We start from the raw sequence: 20,728 nt of genomic DNA, 5'->3' as shown, positions 1-20,728 counted from the left end.
ATAATTAAAAGGGCATTGTTGTTTTGATGCCGCAAAATTTATGGCTTTCAGCATACAATTAATGAATCGCCAGGCAAAAGTTGATGCTGCGTTGAGTCAGCAAATATTTAGTCCACCAGGGTGTCTTTAAGTGTTCGCAACAACCTGGTCACTAAAATGTCGTCTAGATTATTCACAATGTATTTTCTGTAAACTTTGTCACCATCACGAAATGTTACCTCAAACTTACTTTCATAAGCGTCAATCTTAATATACTTTTGATCAGCGCGAAGTGTGTGGTTGACAGAGCGAGATATAACTAGCATATGAATGGATGTTCCAAGGCGGAAAAACTTGTCCTCACCATTTTGCTTTAAAGTCTTAATGAAATGTCTAACAGGTTTGAGTCGCTCAAACCCAGTATAGTTGTCAATAAGGTTATTATAAAAATTCTCAGTTACCGTCCACGAGTCCCTAAATCGCCTTAGAATCTCTGTTGTTCGTTCGTTCATTTTATACTTGATGTGCCGACTATTTGGGCATTACTTTTACAAATTGCCAGCTTGATATATACTATCTTGAATAACTTAAAACCACTCCGCCTGTCATAAGTGGTTGTGTTGAAACGAGAGATAATTTTTTAGAAGCAATGCCTTGTCTGAATAGTGGTCGTCCGCTACCTAAGATAACCGGAGCAATACCAATGCGGTATTCGTCAAAAAGATCGTCGTTTACAAAAGTCTCTGAAAGATTTGCGCTGCCAAAAACATACATATCCCTTCCACCTTGTTCTTTCAATTTTTTAATTTCAGCAGAAGCATTTTGGCTGATCAGTGTCGTGTTGTTCCATTCGGCAGATTTCAATGTCTTAGAGAAAACAAGCTTTGGTATTGCATTCATCAAATCAGCAATTTCGCCTTCTTCCTTAGTCCAATATTCGGCCATACCTTCATAAGTCACACGTCCGAATACGAGGTAGTCCGCGGCATTTAATTGCTCAATACTTAATTTTTCAAGTTCTTGTCCCCAAACAATATTAAGAAAGGATAGATCCCAATTTTGGTTTCCTTCAAAGTATCCGTCAAGGGTTATTACGTTCCACATTATGAGTTTTCTCATTTTGCTTCATTTTTAGTCATTTGTTATCGTTTTTTAAGCGGCCATAAAGGCGGGGCATTGGCAAAGCCAGACGCTTCATTGCTTGTCCAATCCGGGTGTCAGGTTTTTGTCAATACTTTGTTAGCGGTTCGTTGTTATTGCCTGTCTACTATATAATTCAGTTCAGTTACCCCGCCGGCAAATTGCCGGGTTGTCAATAGCTGTAGTTTTATTTTGTCTTTGATGTCTACAAACAATGGAATGCCTTGCCCAAGGATAATTGGATTAACAAATAGCCAGTAGCCGTCAATTAAGTTCTGCTGAATAAGTGAATGGGTCGCAGCCGGACTGCCAAAAACCAGGATTTCTTTTCCAGGCTGTTGTTTTATCTCATTTATTCTGTCCGCAAGGTTGTCGCTAATAATTGTTGTGTTGGTTAAACCCGTGTCTTTCATTGTTTTTGATAAGACGACTTTGTGTACTTTTTTATACCACTTTGAATGTTCAATATCATGCTTGCTTGCTGTTGGCTTGTCTCCTGCAGTAGGCCAGTAATTTTCCATCATCTCATAAGTTACTCGTCCGTATAATGCAGTGTCGCCTTCGCTTATCCGCTTACCAACATGATCAAAAATTTCTTCATCAACTTTAATCCAGTTCATTTCTTTGTTCGGGCCTGCTACAAATCCGTCAAGCGATATGTGCATAAATGAAATTACTTTTCTCATATGGTTCTATTTTTTATTGTTGTCAAGGTTTGTTACTGTGTTTTTCAATGACCACTAGCTGGCAGGGTTTTCAGTTGTGCTGAGACTGCGCGATTCGCAAGCCTGAACTGTCGCAGAATAAACTTAATACAGTTGATGTTATATTCTGTCATTTGAGTTTATCCGCTAAGCCGGGCTGCAGTGATAAATGAACGGACGACCGGGATATATCAGCCGGCAGCATAACAGAAAATCCCATGCTGGCTGTAGCACTACTCTCAGTGTGAAGCCTCGAACCCATATCGTATTGCCGCTTCAAGTATATCAATGTTTATATCTTTCAGCGTTTTGAACTTAATGCAATATCCGCTCACGCTTGCCTTGCCAAGTTTTTTTCCATATGTCTCGGCCAGGTATTTCTTGTCCTCGATACCAAGTATGTAGACAGAAATTCCGGTTGTGTTTGCACTGATACCAATTTGATAAAACTCTTTGGTTTTTCCATCAGCATATTTTATAGTATGAAGTCCATATCCAATATTAGGATTGGACACAGTTTTGTTTTCGCTGTTTTTGCCATCCAGGAACCATAAATTGCATGCTGGCTTTATCTCCAGAATTATACGGTGCAGCGCTTGCATGTCTGCGCGTTTCGACTCTGGTTGACTGGTAATATACGTTTTGATTTGTTCCTGTATGCTCATGAGAATACAATTTACTGGTTTCTTAGCCAGGTAAGCTTGCCAGCGTTTATGTCCAAATTACTATTGCCTGGTGAGAAATGCAACACGAGTGCCGCTGGTTACCTGGTTCGCCAGCATTGCAGTAAACTTTTCGTGATCTGCAGGCATTTTATTAACCATTAATTTGTTTGCGATTTTTCATAATAAAGTGCAATTACGGGTGCAAAAGCTTTGCGAATTTGCGGTTTCGTCGGTACCAACATTCCGTCACAGAATTATTATTCCGGTAATTCAAGCAAAAAGAACTCAACCGTATCATTCGTAGTGTTTTTAATTGAAAATGAGTGTCTTCTTTTAATTTCAAAAAAGGTTCCTGGTTGTGCAGTTTGTCTCTCAAATCTTCCATTTTGTTCAGTTTGCATTTCAGCGTTATTAAGAGACACTAAAATGAAAGATTGAGCTTTATTCTTAAGTATGAATTCCTTTCCCGTTGACATTGAAAGCCGGTATGCCCTTATCCATGCTGTATCAATCTCTAATTTCAAGTCAGGCAAAGACAAAGGTTGCTGAAGAAAGCCAGTGTCTTTAGACAATACCTCTACGTCCATAACATGAAAGGTGTCTTTGTCAGCATTCCAGACACGGTGAACACGGATATTAGGTGACGCGAGATTTTCAAACAGGATCCGGCCCGCGGCAGATTTACCGGAAGTAGCTGTCTTTCCTTGCAATTGCGAGCCGGTGTTGGTACTTGTAAAAAAGATAAATACAGATGGCGTTTTGTGAATATGGTATTGAGATGTGTCACCCGGAGGTATGAGGACATTCAGCATTCGTATTTCTGTATTTTGAAAAACCAGGTGGTGCCTTGGTTCTTCATGTACAGGCACCTGGGCCTGTAATACGTTCATCTTATATGTGAAGACTAGTAAGAATAGGCAGATGCGGTAATTTGATAATAGATGATTCATGTGCTAATAATTGTAAGAGGTTTCTGCTAGCGGTCAGGGCTTTCTGCTGTGCGCGTATTTGGTGATTAGCCTGATCCGTTACTGAGTAAAGCTGATGCCGTGGATATTGTATTCTGTCGATGAACCTGGTCTGGATTGCACCGACAAGTTAATGGATGACGCGTGCATATTATTCAGCCACCATAGCAGAAAACCTCATGTGGTGGCAGTTTATTTTCATGCAAATTGATTTTTTACTTTGCGGCAGGGTGTTCGACCTGTTTAATTTCGCTAATTTGTATAACAGGCTGAATGTTCGTATAATTTTTAATGTCGCTGATTACTGCGTCCCTGTTTTGGGCTATTGCTTTATTATATTCAGCAACATCGGTAATGTAGAAATAACCTACAGCCACAAATGGTGCTTTGTCATTTGGTGCTCTGCCAGCTATGCCCTTATCAATTTCATAAAATTTTAAATTTTTGCCTAAAAATCCGGCTACCATTGGCATGTGTTTTTTTTCATAATAGTCCATGTCAAAGGTTTTATCTTCCCCGCCCGGATAAAGTATTTCCACTTTAAACATTCCAATTTCGGATGTAGATGACTGTTTCTGTTGGCTGGTTTTGCAACTTATCAAAGCGGTAAGGGCGAAGGTGAGCAGAAAGAAATTTATTTTGGTTGCCATAAAAATTGGGTTTAAATATGGTTTGATTCACCAGTAAGTTAGTAGAAATATAATGATTCTCCGAATCCATTTAACTCACAGCTATGCTAATATCCTCAAAGACAGAGGTGAACGCGACCGGAAAAAGTAAATAATATTCTTACCCTATTCGTTACTTCAGCTTTTTTCGCAACCATGCTCTTGCCGGCTCATCGTACAGCTTTAAACTTGCATAAGCCAACACGATAGTTCCTGAAAATGTGAGTAGTGCATATGGCCAGGCCTGCCATAATGTAATGCCACCGTGATTACTTAGCCATGCCACATAAAAATAGACAAGCACATAATGCGTCATGTATAGGGGGTAGGAGAGCCTGCCGAGGAACGTACAAATTTTATCTTCCCTTTGACTATGCATCACACCACTGGCACCAATATATACAATTACGGGAAAGACAATAATGATGCAAAGAGCTTCGTACAAACCATTCAACCAGAGATGTTCTGCACCGCCTATTCTTGGCATCAACAAAACAGCCGCAAGCAGCACGCTACACCATAAGAACGCATTTTTGATGTAGACCGGCCGGGCCACCCGCGATAAAAGCAGACCGGCAAAAAATGGAAATATTGTACGCGTTATTCCAACGCGCATATGTTCGGCATTAAGCGTCCAGCCGCCAGTAACGTCTCCGTTAGGGTTAGTAACGGCAAAATGCAAAAGCACTGCACCTGCCAGTACTACAAAACAAGCCAAAGCTTTGTTAGACAGTTTCCTTAGCCCGAGCGCGTAAAGAATATTGGCGATATACTCGAAAAATAATGACCAGCCAACACTGTTGAGCGGATGCATTTCTTCCCAGCCACGTATATCCATAGAAAGCGGGATGGGAATAAGCGTATAACCTATCAGCATAACTACGATCAGCTTCCATACAGGAACTGAATGAATGTGCGGCCATATAGTTGAATCGGTAAAGTAAAAACCTACAGCGCCGAGCGTCATGCCCAATACAACAAGTGGTTGCAATCGCTCGAACCGGCGGCGAAGAAAAGTACTGAAGGTTAATTTGTTCCATCTGTCATCATACGCATAGCCAATTACAAAGCCGGAGAGGAGAAAGAAAAAATCAACTGCCAGGTAACCATGGTTTACAACATTGTTGAGGTGGCTGCTGGAAAGCGGCTCAGCAAGGTGAAAGAATACCACGATAATAGCTGCAACACCCCGAAGTCCATCTAAAATTTGATAATGCGGCTTTGTGCCAAGTTTGTTATTGTCCATTGCTATAGTTCATTAAATCAGGCACTTACTACTTTTAAATCCTCTTCGTACTTAGCGTTGAAAGGATTATGTCTCTACGTAATTAAAATTTTGGATTGCAAATGTGATGCCGTTTAGTTAACAGTTTGTAGTATTTAACACGCATAAAGTACACGATCAGATCAATATTCGGGAGACCTCTCCTGTCGTCGAGGTGACGATGCGGTTCAAGACTTGAACATTATCATGTACTTGTTACCAGTGCTGTTGTGATTACTTTTTCTGATAAGGCCGGATCGTCATGTCGACGATAGGAGACATCTCCCAAAGTTGACGATGCCTGCTTAACTAAACGGCATTAGATTGCAAAAGTAATTTATTGATGATATATATCATCAGGCAAACCGATGTTGTATGCTGCCAGATTTTACTCATTTAAACGATTCTCAATGTCCATTCTTTGATGTAAAACTCGTATCACTTCAATGTCATTCTGCTTGTCAACGATTCGGTAAAAAATTAGATGCGACTTTACCTGGGAACAACGATAGTTTTTCCGGATGTGACTGAAATCCTTTCCCGATGCAGGATTGTCGGCTAAATATTCAATTTCGTCAAGAATTAAATTAATGTATCTGTCAGCCTGCTCTACTGACCAATTCTCAAAAGTGTAAGCCAAATATTTTCAATGTCCTCCGATGCTTTGACCGTAATTTTATAACTCATTGGTCAAATATTTGCCGTGCATATTTTTGCCGAATTTTTTACGGTCAAATTTCTCTACAAACCCGGATTTTTCTCCTTTCCTGAGTTCTTTTATGAGTTCGTTCTTTTGATTTTCTTCCTGCTCCAAAAGTCGCAAAGCAGCCCTCATAACCTCGCTGGCAGATGAGAAGCGTCCGCTTTGTATTTGAGCGTTAATGAATTTGTCAAAGTGATCTCCTAATAAAACTGAAGTACTTTTTGCCATTACTACATAATTTTTCTAAGGTACGTTGAAGCATTGGAGATGTGGTGGTATTCGACTTTCTTTTTCCATTGTCATAATGAAAATCTAAAAGTCAATCCGACTATATTATCCTTGTTCGAGATTGCGAAGGCCCTTGAAGTTTCGTTGTCGGAAATTGTTGCTATTTAATTTTTTCGCTTTTCAGCGGCGAAAACCTGTGTTCTGAGTAATGAGCCCAAACGTTTCTATAAACTTGTTTACGTTTTGCCTATTCTTTCCGAATGTGAACATAATTTGATTCATGGCGTCCAAATTGCAAATGCTGTTAAGTAAAATCTGACTGTCCAATATCACAACTGAAACCATTTCGTTTCCCCAAGTTCTTATATCTCGATGAGGATTGTAGGCTTCAATGAAGTTGGAAGTGTCTTGAGCCATTGTCCACTGCAATGCGTAGAGTGTCTTCTTTACAAACGCATAGTTGTCACTCTGCGACATGCTTGTATCAAAAGAAATAAGTTTTAGTTTAGTTTGTTGGCGCCAATATATAAGATAGCTCGCTAACAAAAAAGATAGTGTCATAACTGTACATACAATTACCAATGTGCCCAGCCGGGTTATGCCGCCTTTGAGAATAAAAACAAGAAATAAAACAGCAGGAATAAGAGCTGTCAGCTTTATGGTATTGGCTGCGTCGAAATGGCTTTTTCTTCGCTTTTTGTCAAGGAAAAGCATTCCGCTTTGTGTCATATAGTCTATTTGTTCTGAAGTCATTTGCATTGCGACAATGTCTTGTCAGCGGTTCGTAGTTCCTTTTTTGTCACTTACATATTCCAGGATGTCACCCGGCTGGCAGTCCAATGCTTTACAGATAGCTTCTAAAGTGCTGAAACGGATTGCTTTTGCCTTCCCGGTCTTTAAGATAGAAAGGTTAGATAATGTCAGATCAACTCTTTCAGAAAGTTCATTAAGAGAGATTTTTCGCTTTGCCATCATCACGTCTAAGTTTACAATAATTGCCATAGCTTAAATTGTCAGGTCATTTTCAGATTTAATATTCACGGCGTTTTGCAGGATCTTTTCAAATATTGCCGCAGCGGTCGCAACTACGATAGAAACAAAAGTCGTGAGGATGCAAATGGCAAGAAAACCCGCAGGGTCGTCTTCTTTACTATGAAAGATCCTTATATAAACTCCTGCCAGTACAATTAAAATACTTAGTACGATGGCACAATACTTTATGCTTTTTAAGGCGTTAACAGAGCTGGCTGAGAACACTTTATTTTGCCCGATGTAGCCAAGTAATCTGAACGCCTTGTACAGCGCAACAAAAAAAGCGACTGACGCTGCGTATCCGTACAAAATGAATGGGTCAGCGTAAATGCCGACCAGGTCAAGATTTTTGGCTCTTCCCTCGGTCAGGGGAAGCCGAATCATAATGACAAGTGCTATAATGCCAATAAGCACGACGACGGCCTGAAGAAATATTGTTGAACTTCTTTTCATAATGAGTTTGTGAATTTTTAAAAACACTATAAATGTAATAAATATTTATTGATAAACAATAAATATTTAGTGTTTTTTTAAAAAATTCAGAACTAAAGGTCTCTATCTTGTAAAACCTGTTTACAAGCAGAATTTGAATTGTTAGATTCTCAGGATTAATTGACTCGTCCGGTATAACGACCGTTAACGCTGTGGGTATTGCTGAAGCGTGGCATTAGAAATCCGTCAGCACAATACTTCATAGCTGATAGAAGCACAAATGTTTGATCTACTTCAATCCGCCCCATTTGAATACCTTGTAGAAGTGCATCCGCAATTTTGTAAAAAACTACTTTTATTTTAGCCCGCGAGTTATTAAAGAAGCCTTTTTCGTTTACTTCGTAGTCTGCTGAGGATACATTTTTTACAAAGGGTCTGCTTACCACATCTTTTAACAGGTCAGAGTTCATAAACTCTTCCATTGCAGCTTTGCTTTCCCATAAATAAAATCCTCAATAAAGGCAATGATGATTAAAGGCCGAAGTTGTTTCATTTTAGCGAAGAACTGATAATACCATTTTCCTGTCAGCATGAACGGCTGCTAAATTTATAATTAAACGTGCATGTTAGTGATGCCGCCAAACTTATATCGTCAGGCTGAAAACAAAAGCTGACAAGCATAACGAAAGTTGATCGTTAGCCTGTCAGCTTTTGTCAGTCTGTTGTTATGATTAAATATAATGTTTAGATATTACGAGTATTTTACCGTTTACTCCCAGGATGTAAATGTAGTTATCGTCGGGATCAGTTGATGTTTCAAGATATCCTGTTTTGAAAAAGTTTGTTTTTTCAACATAGTCAAGCAGAATTTCCTGATTTGATGTATTTGGTTGTTGCGGAATTATATTAACTTCTTTGTAGGAACCCGCTAATTCCTTTCTTGTTCCGTCTGTAGCAAAAAGATAATCATTGTCTACGCAAAAATCGCCCAATTGTTCGCCACCACCTACATATTGAATCGTATAAAATAAAGTAAGGTTTTCATCATTAACCAATTTTAAAACTTTATTTTGAAATTGAAAATATACCCCGGTATTAGAAAACCTGAATTTATTTTTAAAATCGTAGATCGACAAACTACTATTATAATAAGGACTTAAATCTTTTGTGATTACCTGTCCATTGGTTTTTATGATATAAAGTTTCTTTTCCTGGTAGGAGAGCGCATACAGATTCGATGATGATGCGGATGTTGAATAAAGCAATTCGCCTTCAGCTGTAATGGAACATACCTTATTAAACGGAAGATTTCCATACCTGAGTTTTACAACATGTAAATTGTTATTACTAACTGTTCCTCCTCTAAAAACTGCCCAATCCTGTCCGAAATCATCTTTTAATATTGTTCCATAACTGTGCATGTCAGCGGGGTCGAAATCGTGAGTAGGAGCATTCACCTGGCTAACGATATTGCCACTTGCCATGTTTACAGTTTTGAAAACAGGTGTTTCAAAGGCGTAAAAAGTGGGAGTGATGAAGATTTCGTGTTCGCTTACCAATTCAGATTTGAAATGTAGCGGCGTTTTATTATCAAGATAATCATTGTCAGGAGTGGGATTGTACTGAACTTTTTGCCAGGTGCCCTTTAAAATGTCGTTCTGATCCAAATTGTACCGATAAATCCAATCGTCACCATCATTGTTATTGCCAACCGTCATATATAGTCCATTGTCGGTAGCAAGTAGTTGTGAAGAAATATTTGCGCTTTGATTAAAATCAGGAATTTCAACAAATTCTCCGAAATGGCTACTGATCGGGTCGTTGTCTTTTACTTCGTCCTCTTTGGAACAACCACCGATAACCAGTACACTGCCTAGCATTAGTGCTTTAAATGCAGTTGTAAAAAATGCAGATCTCATAAGATATTAGATTTGGCGTTAAATATACAGTGTTTAGAGTAAAAATAAGTTTGTAAGAACATTTTTACATCGAATGGCAACTTTAGCCTTTGTTGTTTGCCCGGTTGTGTTTTAATGGGTTTGCGTTATTATTGTCTACAACTGGAAAGTGTTGCTGTTAGTGCAGGCATTCGGAGCTCAGTAGCTTAGCCTTGTCCTGGTGATTAGTATTAGCTTATAGCCTAAAGGTCGCACTTAGCATGCATTGTTTCAAAATCCTGTTATACGTCTTAATCAGCTTGGGCTTAGCACAGCCAATAACTTGTTTAGCTTTGTCTCCCGTTTATCCTTATGTTCTTCCCACAGGCTTAAAATATCGGGTAATAACTGTCTTCTCACAGCTGTAATGGCAAGTGAGCGTAGATTTAAGTCCATAAATCCTTGTAAATAAAGCTGCCCGAAAGCAGTTGCTACAATAGCTTGGTCAATGCCTGACATGAAACGACTCCCTAACTCACTGTTTTTAAGGTATCCTTCTAATTCAACAATGTCAATGCTTTGAAGATTGAAGGTCGGGTAGCCCCAATATTCGATCTGCTCATTGATAAAATCAACCTTATTCCGTTTGTTGTTAACCTGAAGCCAGTCCCTGAAAGCATAGAAGGTCTCCCAACCATCATCACTGCCAAAGGGAGCCGTTTCTTCTATTGGACTATAAAAGAAATCGTCTTGCATTAGCTTCTGCGCGTTCGGATGCGCATTCTCGAAAGATATTTCGTCTTTGGGATTTGAGTTTTTCATAAAGTTAGTCTTGGTTAATTGTCACTTTAAGAGTGACGCCATTATTGTGAATTATATTTTTTTCAAGTCATCAGGAATATTATCATTGTTTGTAGATTTTCGAAATCCACTAATCAAGTGATATTTTTCATAATCTCCATCTAATTTCTTTTCGTTCATTATTTTTAATAGTTGTCTTTCCTCTTCCGTCAACATAAACTCTGGTTGAGCATCAATTACAGAAACAAAGAACTCTTTTTTATTAATCTTCTTTCTATCATCATAACTGAATAAAATTTTAATTGGGGGCAGTGACTTGTCTGTATAGTAGATAATCTCTTCTTGTATTTTTTCTTGTCTCTTGATAGCACCTGTATATACAGTTCGATGTCGTCCAATAAATTCGAATTTGGTAAAGAGGTATTTTGTATCATTAGTTAAATATCCTTTATCAATAATACGATATTCTATGCAAGAGTTCATTAATGAAAAACCAATCATCATACACAGACATCGAAATAATTTCATAGTATCAATTTATATTCTACAAAAAAATCTACTTAAATTAATCTTAAGCCACACCTCTAACGAATAGGGCTTGCTGAGGTGTGGCATTAGCATTCCGTCTGCGTGGATTAAAGTTGGTATAGCGAATTGTCGCTGATGCTGCCAGCGTCCGGCCGCACTTGCAACCAATCCCTGCTGGCTGCTGTTATTTGTCAGAGAATAAGCCAATCCTTTTTCGCAATTCGTTTCCAGCTATTTCCTTGCTTTTGAAAAACAATACTGATTGTTCCAAAATATGTTTCATTTAACGGCTGCTTATAAGTTTCCTTACAAAATACTGTCAGGTCAATGAAAGCAAATTTTTTGTCGTCAGAAATAATAGGTTCGCTTGTCACGAAATAAAATCCTTTTGTATTTTTTGAGGATGATATTGTCTTGTAGTTTGAAGCGTTTAAATTAACGGGTTTGGATTTAAGTGCTTTTGATCTCTTAAATAGTTTTTGTTTTTCCTTATCCGAAAATAGCTTATTTAAAACTGTATCCGAAAATAGATAACGATGGAAGTACGGATGATGCTCGTCATTCTGAATACGCTTGATTACTTGCTCCTTGTTTCTGTTGTCAAAATCAGGCAACCAAAATCTGTTTGAGTCCCAGGTTTCAGTTGTGTCAATTATAAATAAGGTTTTGGGTAACTTATGGTTAAGAAGAGTTGTCAATGTGAAGTTGCTCTTGTCGCCAAAGGTTAAGCGATAAATCTCTTCGGTTTGTCCGAAAGTTTTATTCGAAAATAAAATAGTAATAATTACAAAAAACTGTTTCATTTTAGAGTAATTATAGTAGCAGCAAATGTTTGAGGCTTGGTGATGTGGCGAAATTTTATATTCTGTCCTGCCCAAACTACAGCTAAAGCATGATTTACAAACGATGCCCTTTCCGGCCGCCGCCATATTCGCCAATGCAATATTGTGTGATGTATATTACTCACTAATCAATGTATCATTGCGATAAATTTGTTGTTTCTTAATCTGCCAATTCTTTGAAAAGATCTTCCAAACGCTATCTCTTTTATTGTTCTTCCAGATGCTAATACTTCTTACAGTTTTGAATTCGTCATAATACTCGATTGTTGTTTTTATTTCGGCACCATTAACAGCGGTATTCGTCTCTGAAGTATTGTAATACGTTTTGAAGTATCTGTCCCAGACATCTATTGCAACGGGAATTAGAATAAATAGAATTACAAAAACAAAATACCAATTCTTTTTAAACCACAGTTTAAAAACAAAAGGTGTCAATAATGAAAATATAGCTGCTCCATACACTGTCACTTCAATCATTGTCGCCAATGTTACAAGTGGCTTTTGTTCACCCCCGGATGCACCAATATTAGAGATGTACATGAAGACTGGCGTCAACATAATCATTAGGACTGTCCACGCAGTAATAATCGTAATTGGATTAATTCTTCTTTTAAGTGCTTGCATTATAAATAGGTGTTAAACAGCATGGCACAGAATGCAATGCATTGTGCGTATGCTTTGTTTAATCTGTAAGTTCCTTGTCCATAATAAACGGTTTCTCATAGTCAAGAAAAATTAGTTTTCTATTAACTATCTTAATTTGTGTCGGTCGTAAAGGGCGAATAAAGTTAATATCCGAATAAGCCAATCCAAGTCTGTGTATATTTAACCTAAACAAAATTGACTTTCCAACTAAACTTTTTTTGGGAAAAACAGGATTGCAAGTTAAAAAAGGTCGAAATTTATCAAACCTCATACTGTCATAATTGTTTAATGCAAGCTTTATCTCTCCAAAGTCTTAGTTTTAAATACTTTTCCTGTGTCCATATAAAATACTAGCTAACCTAATGTTGTAGGCATGTGCTTCAATGTCTCACTAAAGTTGTTTTAAAATTTGTTCAGCTATCTCAGCGGTATCGTTAAAGAACTGCACGTCTTTTTGAATTTCTGAAAAATGTTTTCCGATAACTTCTCTTTTGTTTGTTCTGTCAGTAAGGTGGCCGTTTAGAATAATAGTTTTAATATTCTTCTTTTCTGCGGCGTCAAGTTGTGAAATGTCAATTTTTTTTAAACGTTCAATAAGTGCAGGTCTAAATTCTATTTTTTCATCTTCTTCTTCTATAAAAAGCCTATGGACCGCACCTTCAACTTCGTCATTGTCTGAAGATGTGAAAGCGATGTCAATCATTTCTTCCGTTGTTGGCTTTGGTGTGAGTAGCATTAAATTAAAATATCGTCCACTGTCCCTGTCAATCATATATTTTAACCAATGTTGTCCTGTGTTAAAGTCTAAATATTTTTCTGTCCACCCATGATTGGATGAGTCAAGTAGAGTAAGGCTTTTGAGAAAGTTCGAAGCATTTCCCATAAGCCCAAAAAACTTCTTATTTGTCATGATTAATCTAAGTGAACTGATAAATTAGTATCGCCTGCAACGTTCAAGGCTTGGTGAAGTGCGGATATTTACATTCCTGTCAACCCGAACCACAGCACATAGATAAGATATTTACTATTTTATTTTGCGCAGAGAATTATATTTTTAAATAACTCTCTAATTTCCCTTGCTCGTCAGCTTCAATCATCTTTTTTAATTCACTATTTATTTTGAGATTGTTTTTGGAGTCTTTTGCATACGTTATTATTGATCTTGTGGCATTTAATTTTATTTTATTTTGGTCGGTTGACTCTTTTTTATTTTCTAAAACATATTTTGTCATCGCAGCCATGTATAGGACTAAAAGGTCGTCATCCTTTTTTGCGAATTTTACAGCTTGTTCGTCCAACACAAAATGATAATCCGGCGTCCCTGTCATCCATTTGATTAGATATTGCGTGGATTTTAATCTGTCTATGTTTTTATTGTCAAATGGCGTTGAAAGCAAATAGTTCGAAGCTTTTAGAGCAGCACTGTTTGCCGATGAATCGTAGTCTTCTTTTACATCCAGCTTTATTGTTTCGAATGCAGGTAAGTTTTGAGCAAAGGAAAATTTGCATAATAATCCAAATAAGAGTCCTAGAATTAAAGTTTTCATTTTTGGGATTTTGTTTTTTGTTTTTGACGTTGGTGTGTTTGTGGTTATTGAAGAATTTGAAATTTGGATAGCCAGAAATTCATTGGTATCTCCAAATATTATGGATTGTTAGTCTTTGAAACCTGCATAGATTTTGAAAAGTAAACCGGTAGAGGTAATAAAGGGTTTAAAAATTCCACTATGTATTGCTAGCTAAAGTTTTTGAGATTTTGGACTTTCCAATGCTCCGCCATCTCACTCACATACAGCAGCGGGCAAGGATTGAAAATTGACAGAAATAAAAATGCAGAAAATTTTGATACCGGAAAAATAAATAGCGGATTTTTTGGATTAAAATGTAAGGTGTAAGGTGTAAGGTATCAGGTATCAGGTGTCAGGTATCAGGAGTAAGGTTTAAGGTGCAAGGTGTAAGAGGCGATGTAATATCTACAGTATACGAATGTGGTCCAAGCAATACTGTAAACCTGTTCTTATCACAGGAATAGGTTTACAGTATTTGAGCTAATAGCTAATAGCTGGATGAATTCAAACACCTGATACCTGACACCTGAAACCTGATACCCATAACTGCCAGCCCCTAATCATCATCTTCCTCTTCCTTAGCCACTTTCACAAAAGCCGATCTGCTTGGGCCGGGAACCTGTGCGTTCAAACCTTTTACTGTTTTCCAAAGAACCCTGGTAAATTCAAGATCGGGGATATTGTCTTCTTTGCTGAAGTCGAATTTTTCGCTTGCATGTGAAAGTGCGTTGGGCGACCGGTTCTTATCATTTAAATCAACATTTGCTGGCAGATGTGTAAAAGCAGTTGTGTTCGGCTGATTCGTAAAACAACGCCAAAGTGGTGTTGCTGCAGCATCATACTGTGTCATGGGAGGCATACCGAGGATCAGTTCCATCGTTCTTAAAATGCCGGTGGTAGAATACATGGTGTGGTCCACAAAGTTCCGTTTTACGTAAGGGCCAACCACGTAGGCCGGACTACGGTGTGCGTCAACATGGTCGGGGCCGTTCTGTGCATCGTCCTCCAAAATAAACACAACACTTTCTTTCCAAACAGGGCTTTTACTCAGGTGTTCAATAAACAGGCCCACTGCAAGATCATTGTCCGCCACATGTGCAAAGGGTGTTGGTCTGCCTATCCTGGCGCCCTCTGTATGGTCATTGCCAAAACGCATTGTACTTAGCTGAGGCAGTGCATTGGCTGCAACCAATGAATCAAAATCTTTTACCCACTGGTTGAAACGTACAGTGTCTCTTACTGAAAGATCCCAGCCAATATAGGGCGCAACATGCCCTTTCAGTACAGGTATGTTGGGTTTACCATCGTCGGCAAATTCGCCGTAAGTCCTAAAACTTACATTGTTCCTTTTGCAGTGGTCCCATATAAATCCGCCTTTGTTGTTGGCTATTTCCCTTTGGCCTTCGCCGGGATAGGTGCCGCCTCTTCCTCCATAGCTTGTTGGCCAGTTCTTTTCCAGGAAGTCCGTGGCATAACCGCCCATGCTCCAGTTGTGGCCGTCGGCACTTACTTCTGCGTCCACATAAAAATTGTCGAGTAAAACAAACTCGTCTACCAGTTTGTGCTGGTTAGGTGTTATCTCTTTACCAAACAATACAAGGCTGGTATCTCCATTGCCTTTTGCCACATCACCAAGTACCTGGTCGTATGTTCTGTTCTCTTTAATAATATAGAACACGTGTTTTATTGGAGAAGGTTTGCCCGCCTGCATCGGAATCGGATTGCCTTCTTCGCCCTGGGCAGTCATTTCTTTCTCTTTTGTGTATGGCGTGTTGGAATATACAAGCTGGGAGTATGTGCTTAGTTGTTTTTCATTTGGTCTGCCAATGATACTTAAAGAGCCTTTGAACAATCCCGCTATATATTGCACTACCTCGGGTTTTTGGTTATCACTTTGCTGATAACTTACGCTCTGTTTTTTTCCTACAGGATTGGGACCTTTCGGATTGGCCATCGACGTCAAGCCCTTACCGTTAGTAACATATATTTTTTGACCAATCACCTTCACATTGGTCGGATACCATCCAACAGGAATAAAACCTTCGGATTTGCTTTTCCCCGGGGTGCTTACATCAAAAACTGCCAGGCAGTTGTTATCGGCATTCGCAATATATAATTTGCGGTCATCTTCCGATAAGGCTACTCCGTTACTGGTAGATCCGCTGGGTGCGTTGGGATATAAAGCTGCATTCAAAGTTTCGATTACCCGTTTTGAAGCAACATCTATTATAGAAACTGAGTTGTCATTTGCATTGGCAACATACAGATAAGTGCCTTTGCGTGAAAGTGTCAGTTCATTTGGATTATCTCCCACAGCAATGGAATCAGTAAGCTGATTTGTTGCAGTATTAAAATACAGAACTTTATCTCCGCCCCACAGGCTGATGAATAAGGTCTTTTTATCATTGCTTAACAGGCAGGTATAGGCTTCAGCACCCAATGCCAGTTTATGAATCGTCTTTTTTGTCGAAAGATCAACTACATACAAACTGTTGTCTTCCTTTGTTACTATGAACATTTTTTTAGCGGCGTCATCTACGGCAAGGCCGGCCGGTGAGATCTTGTTCGGCCATTTTTTTCCAAGGATAATAGAATCTGCGAGAGATAATTTTCCGTTTAATACATTGTACCTCAGGATCCAGTTATCATTACCTCCTGATGCATAGAGGCTCTGTCCGTTAGCGCTGAATGACAGACCATACCATGATTTTGGAATGATCATGCTATCCACAACCATTTCCTTGCGCACGTCTACCAACTGGATCATTTGTGTGCTTTGGCCGTTGTTGGTTACAGCTATGTATTTTTTATCTCTTGAAACAACCATGTTCAGCGGAAGGTCTCCTAAAGTTATATTCTTACCGGCAGGAGTAAGGTGCCAACCATTGGGTAGTTGAACCCTGTTTTGTTCCAATGTTTCTAAAGACTGTGCGTTAAGGCCGAGAGCCGTAGCCAGGCAAACAAATAAAAAGCCGAGTCGCATATATGGATTTTTGCTAAAGGTAAAACCTTGGGTTATATGGTCATATTAAATGTTTGTGAGGAGGGGAAAGTCAAAATTTAAAAGCCAAAAGTCAAAATGACCGGAGCGAAGGGGTTGCGTGCGGATGGTTTCAAGCGAAGGGTTTCACGCAGAGGATGCAAAGGAGCGGCCGCGCAAAGAAAAACATCTCGCGCGAAGAAAAGCTAATAGCTGATAGCTGATAGCTGATTTCACGCAAAGGGCGCAAAGGAGCAGCGGCGCAAAGGAAAACTTTGGAGTGCGCACTTCTTTGAAAATCATCTTCAAATCACTAAAGACAGCGAAAGGAAAAACATCTCGTGCGAAGAAAAGCTAATAGCTGATCGCTGATAGCTGATTTCACGCAAAGGACGCAAAGGAGCAGCGGCGCAAAGGAAAACTTTGGAGTGTGTTCTTTTGCAAAATCATCTTCTAACCAAAAACACAGCCGAAAGGAAAAACTCCGGGCGCGACGAGAAAGCTGACTGCTGATAGCTGACAGCTGATTTCACGCAAAGGGCGCAAAGGAGCAGCGGCGCAAAGGAAAACTTTGGAGTGCGTTCTTTTGCAAAATCATCTTCTAACCAAAAACACAGCCGAAAGGAAAAACTCCGGGCGCGACGAAAAAGCTGACTGCTGATAGCTGACAGCTGATTTCACGCAAAGGGCGCAAAGGAGCAGCGGCGCAAAGGAAAACTTTGGAGTGTGTTCTTTTGCAAAATCATCTTCTAACCAAAAACACAGCCGAAAGGAAAAACTCCGGGCGCGACGAAAAAGCTGACTGCTGATAGCTGATAGCTGATTGCTGATTGCTGATAGCTATTCCAACGAACTCGTGCCGTACATTTTGAGCATTTGTTTTAAATCCTGTAACGTATTTATCTCATCGGGTGTTTTATCCTTCCGCCATCTGTTAATGCGCGGAAAACGCAGCGCCACACCGCTTTTGTGCCGATTGCTGGCTGCAATTCCTTCAAATGCTATCTCAAAGACAAGTTCTGGTTTTACCGTTCTTACCGGGCCGAACTTTTCCAGGGAATTTCTTTTTACAAAAGCATCTACCTGGGCAAATTCTTTGTCAGTTAACCCGGAATAGGCTTTGGTAAACGGAACCAGTCTTTCTTCATCCTTTACGGCGAATGTGTAGTCTGTATACAGGTTGCTTCTCCGGCCGTGACCCTTTTGCGCATATATCATAACGGCATCAATTGTGAAGGGATCAATCTTCCATTTCCACCAGTCGCCCACTTTACGGCCAACCTGGTAGGGAGACGATTTCCTTTTCAACATTAACCCTTCAGCGTAGTTGTCGCGTGACTGTTGTCGTATTTCAATTAATCCGGGCCAAGATTCATAAGTTATCACAGGCGACAATTGCAGGTTAACGTGGCTGGCTTTATGTATTATCTCTTCGAGTTTTATCCGGCGTTCGGCTAACGGCTTGGTGCGCCAGTCTTCATAATTATATTCCAACAAATCATAGGCAAAAAAAGCTATTGGCGCTTCCAATAACTGTTTTTTAGTAACATTCTTTCTTCCGATCCTTGTTTGAAGCAACGCAAAGGGAAGCGGGCTAACAGCAGTTGTCCCTTCAGCCGATGTTGTTACCTGGAATGGAATGATTTCACCATCAATCACCAGTCCGTCGGGTAATAATTCTTTCAGCAACTGGTATTCAGGAAACTTATCCGTCATCAGCTCCTCGCCACGGCTCCAGACGAACAATTCGTTGTTGCGTTTTATGATCTGGCCGCGTATGCCATCCCATTTCCATTCGGCCTGCCACTCTTCCGGTGAACCAAGTGTTTCCGGTTCGGCATCGAGGGCATAGGCAAGAAAGAACGGATATGGCTTTGAGAAATCTGCAGTCGTTGCATGTTCGCTTAACAGATCGCTGAAAGTAGTAGTAACAGGATCCCAGTTGCCGCTGATGCGATGCGCAATAACAGCTGCATCCAGCTCTACTGTCTTTGCCAGGGCATTAACGATCATCTTTTGAGAAACACCGATCCTGAAGCCTCCGGTAAGCAGCTTGTTGAATACAAAACGCTCGTCTTTATTCATCGTTAGCCAGCTATCTGTTATAAACTTCTTCCGGACATTCTCATCACTTTTATTTAAGGTAATAAACTGCTCTAGATAGTAGGAGAGGCTCCGGTCATCTGTTGACGTCAATTCCGTATCGGGCAACAGTAACGCAATTGTCTCTCCAAGATCACCAACTGTATGGTAACTTTCTTCAAACAGCCAGTAGGGCAGATGTGTGATCTCCACGCACCATTCCTGCAGTAGCGTTGAACTTACAATTCTTTTTGGTCTTCTGCCACTGAACAAAGCAATCACCCATACCTTGTCTTTGCTGTCGGCATGGGTAAAATAATCGATCAGTGCCCGCAGCTTGTCATTGGTCTTTGTGCTTGTGCCGAGAATGCTTACCAGTTCCGCAAAAGCGCTAAAACCTTTCTGGCTATTTGCTGTTGTTTGTGGTATGATTTCAGTGTCACTCATGTTGCCGAACCGGTATTGGTTTCTTCAATAATTTTTTCTTCTTCTTCATCCCCATATTCGGTCTTGACCTCAGCGCTCCAGATTCCGTTTTCATTCAGGTACCTGCTAAAGGCAGATTGAAATCCATGTGTTACATAAACTCTTTCAGCGCCTGTCGCCTTTACGGCGGACAATAGTCCGTCCCAGTCAGCATGGTCACTTAAAACAAATCCGGCATCTGCATTCCGTCGCCTTACATTTCCGCGAACCTGCATCCATCCACTGCAAATGCCTGTTTCATAAGGGAGGAAGCGCCGCATCCAGCTTGAGCCATCAGCCCCCGGAGGCGCTATGATAATGGATGCTTTGTAATCATTTTTATTTGATTCTGTGTTGACCCGCATCACCGGCGGTAGTTGAATACCTGTTGAGAGTATCGCCTGGTGCATATTGTAAACGGCCCCATGCAGGTAAACAGTTTCGTTAAAGGGAGCAACAGCCTGCAATAGACGTTGTGCCTTACCAAGACTATATGCAATCAATACGCTGTTCTTTTGTTCCTCTTTGTTCTTGCTGATCCATGCACGGATCTTTTGAAAAATACTTTCCTGGGGTTGCCACTGGTAGATAGGAAGGCCAAATGTTGATTCGGTGATGAATACATTGCATTTAACGGGTTCGAAAGCGCCGCTTATCCCATCGTTCTCTGTTTTGTAATCGCCGCTGAAAACCCATACTTCACCATTGTATTCCAGTTTTACCTGGGACGAGCCAATGATGTGTCCGGCAGGATAAAGTGTCACTTGCACGCCGTTCATTGTTATTGTCTCGCGCCATTCGATTGATTGATAATTATTGTCTCCTAAACGGGCTTGCAGGAGCGGCTTCGTGAAAGTATGACAGAGATAGTATTTGTGACCCCATTTGGCGTGATCGCTGTGGGCATGTGTGATGACTGCTTTGTCTACAGGTTTCCACGGATCGATGTAAAAATCGCCCTGCCGGCAATAGAGCCCTTTCTCTGTAAATTCTATCAAAGGCATATGGTGAATATACAAAAGGCTTGCCGAACGAGAGGGCACGCAAAAGGGTTTCACGCGGAGGGTTTCACGCAAAGTGCGCAAAGGGGCGGCGGCGCAAAGAAAAACCGCCGGTGTGAAGAAAAAGCTGATAGCTGATGGCTCACAGCTTATTTC

At 40.0% G+C, this 20,728-nt stretch carries 23 protein-coding genes; all 23 read right to left on the bottom strand.

Going from position 1 to position 20,728, the window contains the following annotated elements:
* Positions 1 to 107: 107 nt before the first annotated feature.
* Positions 108 to 305 carry a hypothetical protein gene (locus tag QTN47_RS21510; RefSeq protein ID WP_369331490.1) on the bottom strand — a complete coding sequence of 66 codons (198 nt, stop codon included), beginning with the start codon at positions 303 to 305 and terminating at the stop codon, positions 108 to 110.
* A 247-nt stretch (positions 306 to 552) separates the two neighbouring features.
* Positions 553 to 1,098: a dihydrofolate reductase family protein gene (locus tag QTN47_RS21505; RefSeq protein ID WP_369331489.1), complete on the bottom strand. Its 546-nt coding sequence runs from the start codon at positions 1,096 to 1,098 to the stop codon at positions 553 to 555.
* Positions 1,099 to 1,232: 134 nt separating this feature from the next.
* Entirely contained in the window at positions 1,233 to 1,805 is a 573-nt protein-coding gene (locus tag QTN47_RS21500) for a dihydrofolate reductase family protein (protein WP_369331488.1), read from the bottom strand.
* A gap of 257 nt (positions 1,806 to 2,062) precedes the next feature.
* Positions 2,063 to 2,488: a DUF1801 domain-containing protein gene (locus QTN47_RS21495; protein ID WP_369331487.1), complete on the bottom strand. Its 426-nt coding sequence runs from the start codon at positions 2,486 to 2,488 to the stop codon at positions 2,063 to 2,065.
* A gap of 257 nt (positions 2,489 to 2,745) precedes the next feature.
* Positions 2,746 to 3,378: a hypothetical protein gene (locus tag QTN47_RS21490; RefSeq protein ID WP_369331486.1), complete on the bottom strand. Its 633-nt coding sequence runs from the start codon at positions 3,376 to 3,378 to the stop codon at positions 2,746 to 2,748.
* 293 nt (positions 3,379 to 3,671) lie between these two features.
* A complete protein-coding gene (locus QTN47_RS21485) occupies positions 3,672 to 4,106 on the bottom strand; it encodes an EthD family reductase (protein ID WP_369331485.1) in 435 nt (144 codons plus the stop codon).
* A 151-nt stretch (positions 4,107 to 4,257) separates the two neighbouring features.
* Entirely contained in the window at positions 4,258 to 5,370 is a 1,113-nt protein-coding gene (locus tag QTN47_RS21480) for an acyltransferase family protein (RefSeq protein WP_369331484.1), read from the bottom strand.
* Between the two features lie 406 nt (positions 5,371 to 5,776).
* Positions 5,777 to 6,028 carry a type II toxin-antitoxin system RelE/ParE family toxin gene (locus QTN47_RS21475; protein WP_369331483.1) on the bottom strand — a complete coding sequence of 84 codons (252 nt, stop codon included), beginning with the start codon at positions 6,026 to 6,028 and terminating at the stop codon, positions 5,777 to 5,779.
* A gap of 36 nt (positions 6,029 to 6,064) precedes the next feature.
* A complete protein-coding gene (locus QTN47_RS21470; RefSeq protein ID WP_369331482.1) occupies positions 6,065 to 6,319 on the bottom strand; it encodes a type II toxin-antitoxin system ParD family antitoxin in 255 nt (84 codons plus the stop codon).
* Positions 6,320 to 6,499: 180 nt separating this feature from the next.
* On the bottom strand, positions 6,500 to 7,048 hold the full coding sequence (locus QTN47_RS21465; RefSeq protein WP_369331481.1) for a hypothetical protein: 549 nt from the start codon (positions 7,046 to 7,048) through the stop codon (positions 6,500 to 6,502).
* Positions 7,049 to 7,093: 45 nt separating this feature from the next.
* The gene (locus tag QTN47_RS21460) at positions 7,094 to 7,321 is read right to left on the bottom strand and encodes a helix-turn-helix domain-containing protein (RefSeq protein WP_369331480.1); all 228 of its coding nucleotides are present in this window, start codon (positions 7,319 to 7,321) and stop codon (positions 7,094 to 7,096) included.
* A gap of 3 nt (positions 7,322 to 7,324) precedes the next feature.
* Positions 7,325 to 7,804 carry a DUF2975 domain-containing protein gene (locus QTN47_RS21455; RefSeq protein ID WP_369331479.1) on the bottom strand — a complete coding sequence of 160 codons (480 nt, stop codon included), beginning with the start codon at positions 7,802 to 7,804 and terminating at the stop codon, positions 7,325 to 7,327.
* 155 nt (positions 7,805 to 7,959) lie between these two features.
* Positions 7,960 to 8,265 carry a hypothetical protein gene (locus QTN47_RS21450; protein WP_369331478.1) on the bottom strand — a complete coding sequence of 102 codons (306 nt, stop codon included), beginning with the start codon at positions 8,263 to 8,265 and terminating at the stop codon, positions 7,960 to 7,962.
* A 249-nt stretch (positions 8,266 to 8,514) separates the two neighbouring features.
* Positions 8,515 to 9,702: a hypothetical protein gene (locus tag QTN47_RS21445; RefSeq protein ID WP_369331477.1), complete on the bottom strand. Its 1,188-nt coding sequence runs from the start codon at positions 9,700 to 9,702 to the stop codon at positions 8,515 to 8,517.
* Between the two features lie 273 nt (positions 9,703 to 9,975).
* Positions 9,976 to 10,482, bottom strand: a complete 507-nt coding sequence (locus QTN47_RS21440) for a hypothetical protein (RefSeq protein ID WP_369331476.1) — start codon at positions 10,480 to 10,482, stop codon at positions 9,976 to 9,978.
* A 51-nt stretch (positions 10,483 to 10,533) separates the two neighbouring features.
* Positions 10,534 to 10,989: a hypothetical protein gene (locus QTN47_RS21435; protein ID WP_369331475.1), complete on the bottom strand. Its 456-nt coding sequence runs from the start codon at positions 10,987 to 10,989 to the stop codon at positions 10,534 to 10,536.
* A 191-nt stretch (positions 10,990 to 11,180) separates the two neighbouring features.
* Complete coding sequence (locus QTN47_RS21430; RefSeq protein WP_369331474.1) at positions 11,181 to 11,792, bottom strand: hypothetical protein; 612 nt, start codon at positions 11,790 to 11,792, stop codon at positions 11,181 to 11,183.
* Between the two features lie 156 nt (positions 11,793 to 11,948).
* Positions 11,949 to 12,455 carry a toxin-antitoxin system YwqK family antitoxin gene (locus tag QTN47_RS21425; protein WP_369331473.1) on the bottom strand — a complete coding sequence of 169 codons (507 nt, stop codon included), beginning with the start codon at positions 12,453 to 12,455 and terminating at the stop codon, positions 11,949 to 11,951.
* Between the two features lie 412 nt (positions 12,456 to 12,867).
* Complete coding sequence (locus QTN47_RS21420) at positions 12,868 to 13,386, bottom strand: hypothetical protein (RefSeq protein ID WP_369331472.1); 519 nt, start codon at positions 13,384 to 13,386, stop codon at positions 12,868 to 12,870.
* A gap of 136 nt (positions 13,387 to 13,522) precedes the next feature.
* The gene (locus tag QTN47_RS21415) at positions 13,523 to 14,023 is read right to left on the bottom strand and encodes a hypothetical protein (protein ID WP_369331471.1); all 501 of its coding nucleotides are present in this window, start codon (positions 14,021 to 14,023) and stop codon (positions 13,523 to 13,525) included.
* A 577-nt stretch (positions 14,024 to 14,600) separates the two neighbouring features.
* Positions 14,601 to 17,027, bottom strand: a complete 2,427-nt coding sequence (locus QTN47_RS21410) for a bifunctional YncE family protein/alkaline phosphatase family protein (protein WP_369331470.1) — start codon at positions 17,025 to 17,027, stop codon at positions 14,601 to 14,603.
* An 837-nt stretch (positions 17,028 to 17,864) separates the two neighbouring features.
* On the bottom strand, positions 17,865 to 19,553 hold the full coding sequence (locus QTN47_RS21405; protein WP_369331469.1) for an ATP-dependent DNA ligase: 1,689 nt from the start codon (positions 19,551 to 19,553) through the stop codon (positions 17,865 to 17,867).
* Positions 19,550 to 20,728: ligase-associated DNA damage response exonuclease (locus tag QTN47_RS21400; protein ID WP_369331468.1), on the bottom strand; the 1,179-nt coding region annotated here is incomplete at its 5' end. The genes QTN47_RS21405 and QTN47_RS21400, both read right to left, overlap by 4 nt.

It is taken from the genome of Danxiaibacter flavus, assembly GCF_041060425.1.
Lineage (GTDB): Bacteria > Bacteroidota > Bacteroidia > Chitinophagales > Chitinophagaceae > Danxiaibacter > Danxiaibacter flavus.
This window is presented reverse-complemented; position numbering and strand designations above follow the sequence as displayed.

Bases quoted from the DNA above. Each gene is read 5' to 3' on its own strand.
- QTN47_RS21510 (WP_369331490.1), bottom strand. From the start codon at position 305: ATGCTAGTTATATCTCGCTCTGTCAACCACACACTTCGCGCTGATCAA.
- QTN47_RS21505 (WP_369331489.1), bottom strand. From the start codon at position 1,098: ATGAGAAAACTCATAATGTGGAACGTAATAACCCTTGACGGATACTTT.
- QTN47_RS21500 (WP_369331488.1), bottom strand. From the start codon at position 1,805: ATGAGAAAAGTAATTTCATTTATGCACATATCGCTTGACGGATTTGTA.
- QTN47_RS21495 (WP_369331487.1), bottom strand. From the start codon at position 2,488: ATGAGCATACAGGAACAAATCAAAACGTATATTACCAGTCAACCAGAG.
- QTN47_RS21490 (WP_369331486.1), bottom strand. From the start codon at position 3,378: ATGAACGTATTACAGGCCCAGGTGCCTGTACATGAAGAACCAAGGCAC.
- QTN47_RS21485 (WP_369331485.1), bottom strand. From the start codon at position 4,106: ATGGCAACCAAAATAAATTTCTTTCTGCTCACCTTCGCCCTTACCGCT.
- QTN47_RS21480 (WP_369331484.1), bottom strand. From the start codon at position 5,370: ATGGACAATAACAAACTTGGCACAAAGCCGCATTATCAAATTTTAGAT.
- QTN47_RS21470 (WP_369331482.1), bottom strand. From the start codon at position 6,319: ATGGCAAAAAGTACTTCAGTTTTATTAGGAGATCACTTTGACAAATTC.
- QTN47_RS21465 (WP_369331481.1), bottom strand. From the start codon at position 7,048: ATGACACAAAGCGGAATGCTTTTCCTTGACAAAAAGCGAAGAAAAAGC.
- QTN47_RS21460 (WP_369331480.1), bottom strand. From the start codon at position 7,321: ATGGCAATTATTGTAAACTTAGACGTGATGATGGCAAAGCGAAAAATC.
- QTN47_RS21455 (WP_369331479.1), bottom strand. From the start codon at position 7,804: ATGAAAAGAAGTTCAACAATATTTCTTCAGGCCGTCGTCGTGCTTATT.
- QTN47_RS21450 (WP_369331478.1), bottom strand. From the start codon at position 8,265: ATGGAAGAGTTTATGAACTCTGACCTGTTAAAAGATGTGGTAAGCAGA.
- QTN47_RS21445 (WP_369331477.1), bottom strand. From the start codon at position 9,702: ATGAGATCTGCATTTTTTACAACTGCATTTAAAGCACTAATGCTAGGC.
- QTN47_RS21440 (WP_369331476.1), bottom strand. From the start codon at position 10,482: ATGAAAAACTCAAATCCCAAAGACGAAATATCTTTCGAGAATGCGCAT.
- QTN47_RS21435 (WP_369331475.1), bottom strand. From the start codon at position 10,989: ATGAAATTATTTCGATGTCTGTGTATGATGATTGGTTTTTCATTAATG.
- QTN47_RS21430 (WP_369331474.1), bottom strand. From the start codon at position 11,792: ATGAAACAGTTTTTTGTAATTATTACTATTTTATTTTCGAATAAAACT.
- QTN47_RS21425 (WP_369331473.1), bottom strand. From the start codon at position 12,455: ATGCAAGCACTTAAAAGAAGAATTAATCCAATTACGATTATTACTGCG.
- QTN47_RS21420 (WP_369331472.1), bottom strand. From the start codon at position 13,386: ATGACAAATAAGAAGTTTTTTGGGCTTATGGGAAATGCTTCGAACTTT.
- QTN47_RS21415 (WP_369331471.1), bottom strand. From the start codon at position 14,023: ATGAAAACTTTAATTCTAGGACTCTTATTTGGATTATTATGCAAATTT.
- QTN47_RS21410 (WP_369331470.1), bottom strand. From the start codon at position 17,027: ATGCGACTCGGCTTTTTATTTGTTTGCCTGGCTACGGCTCTCGGCCTT.
- QTN47_RS21405 (WP_369331469.1), bottom strand. From the start codon at position 19,553: ATGAGTGACACTGAAATCATACCACAAACAACAGCAAATAGCCAGAAA.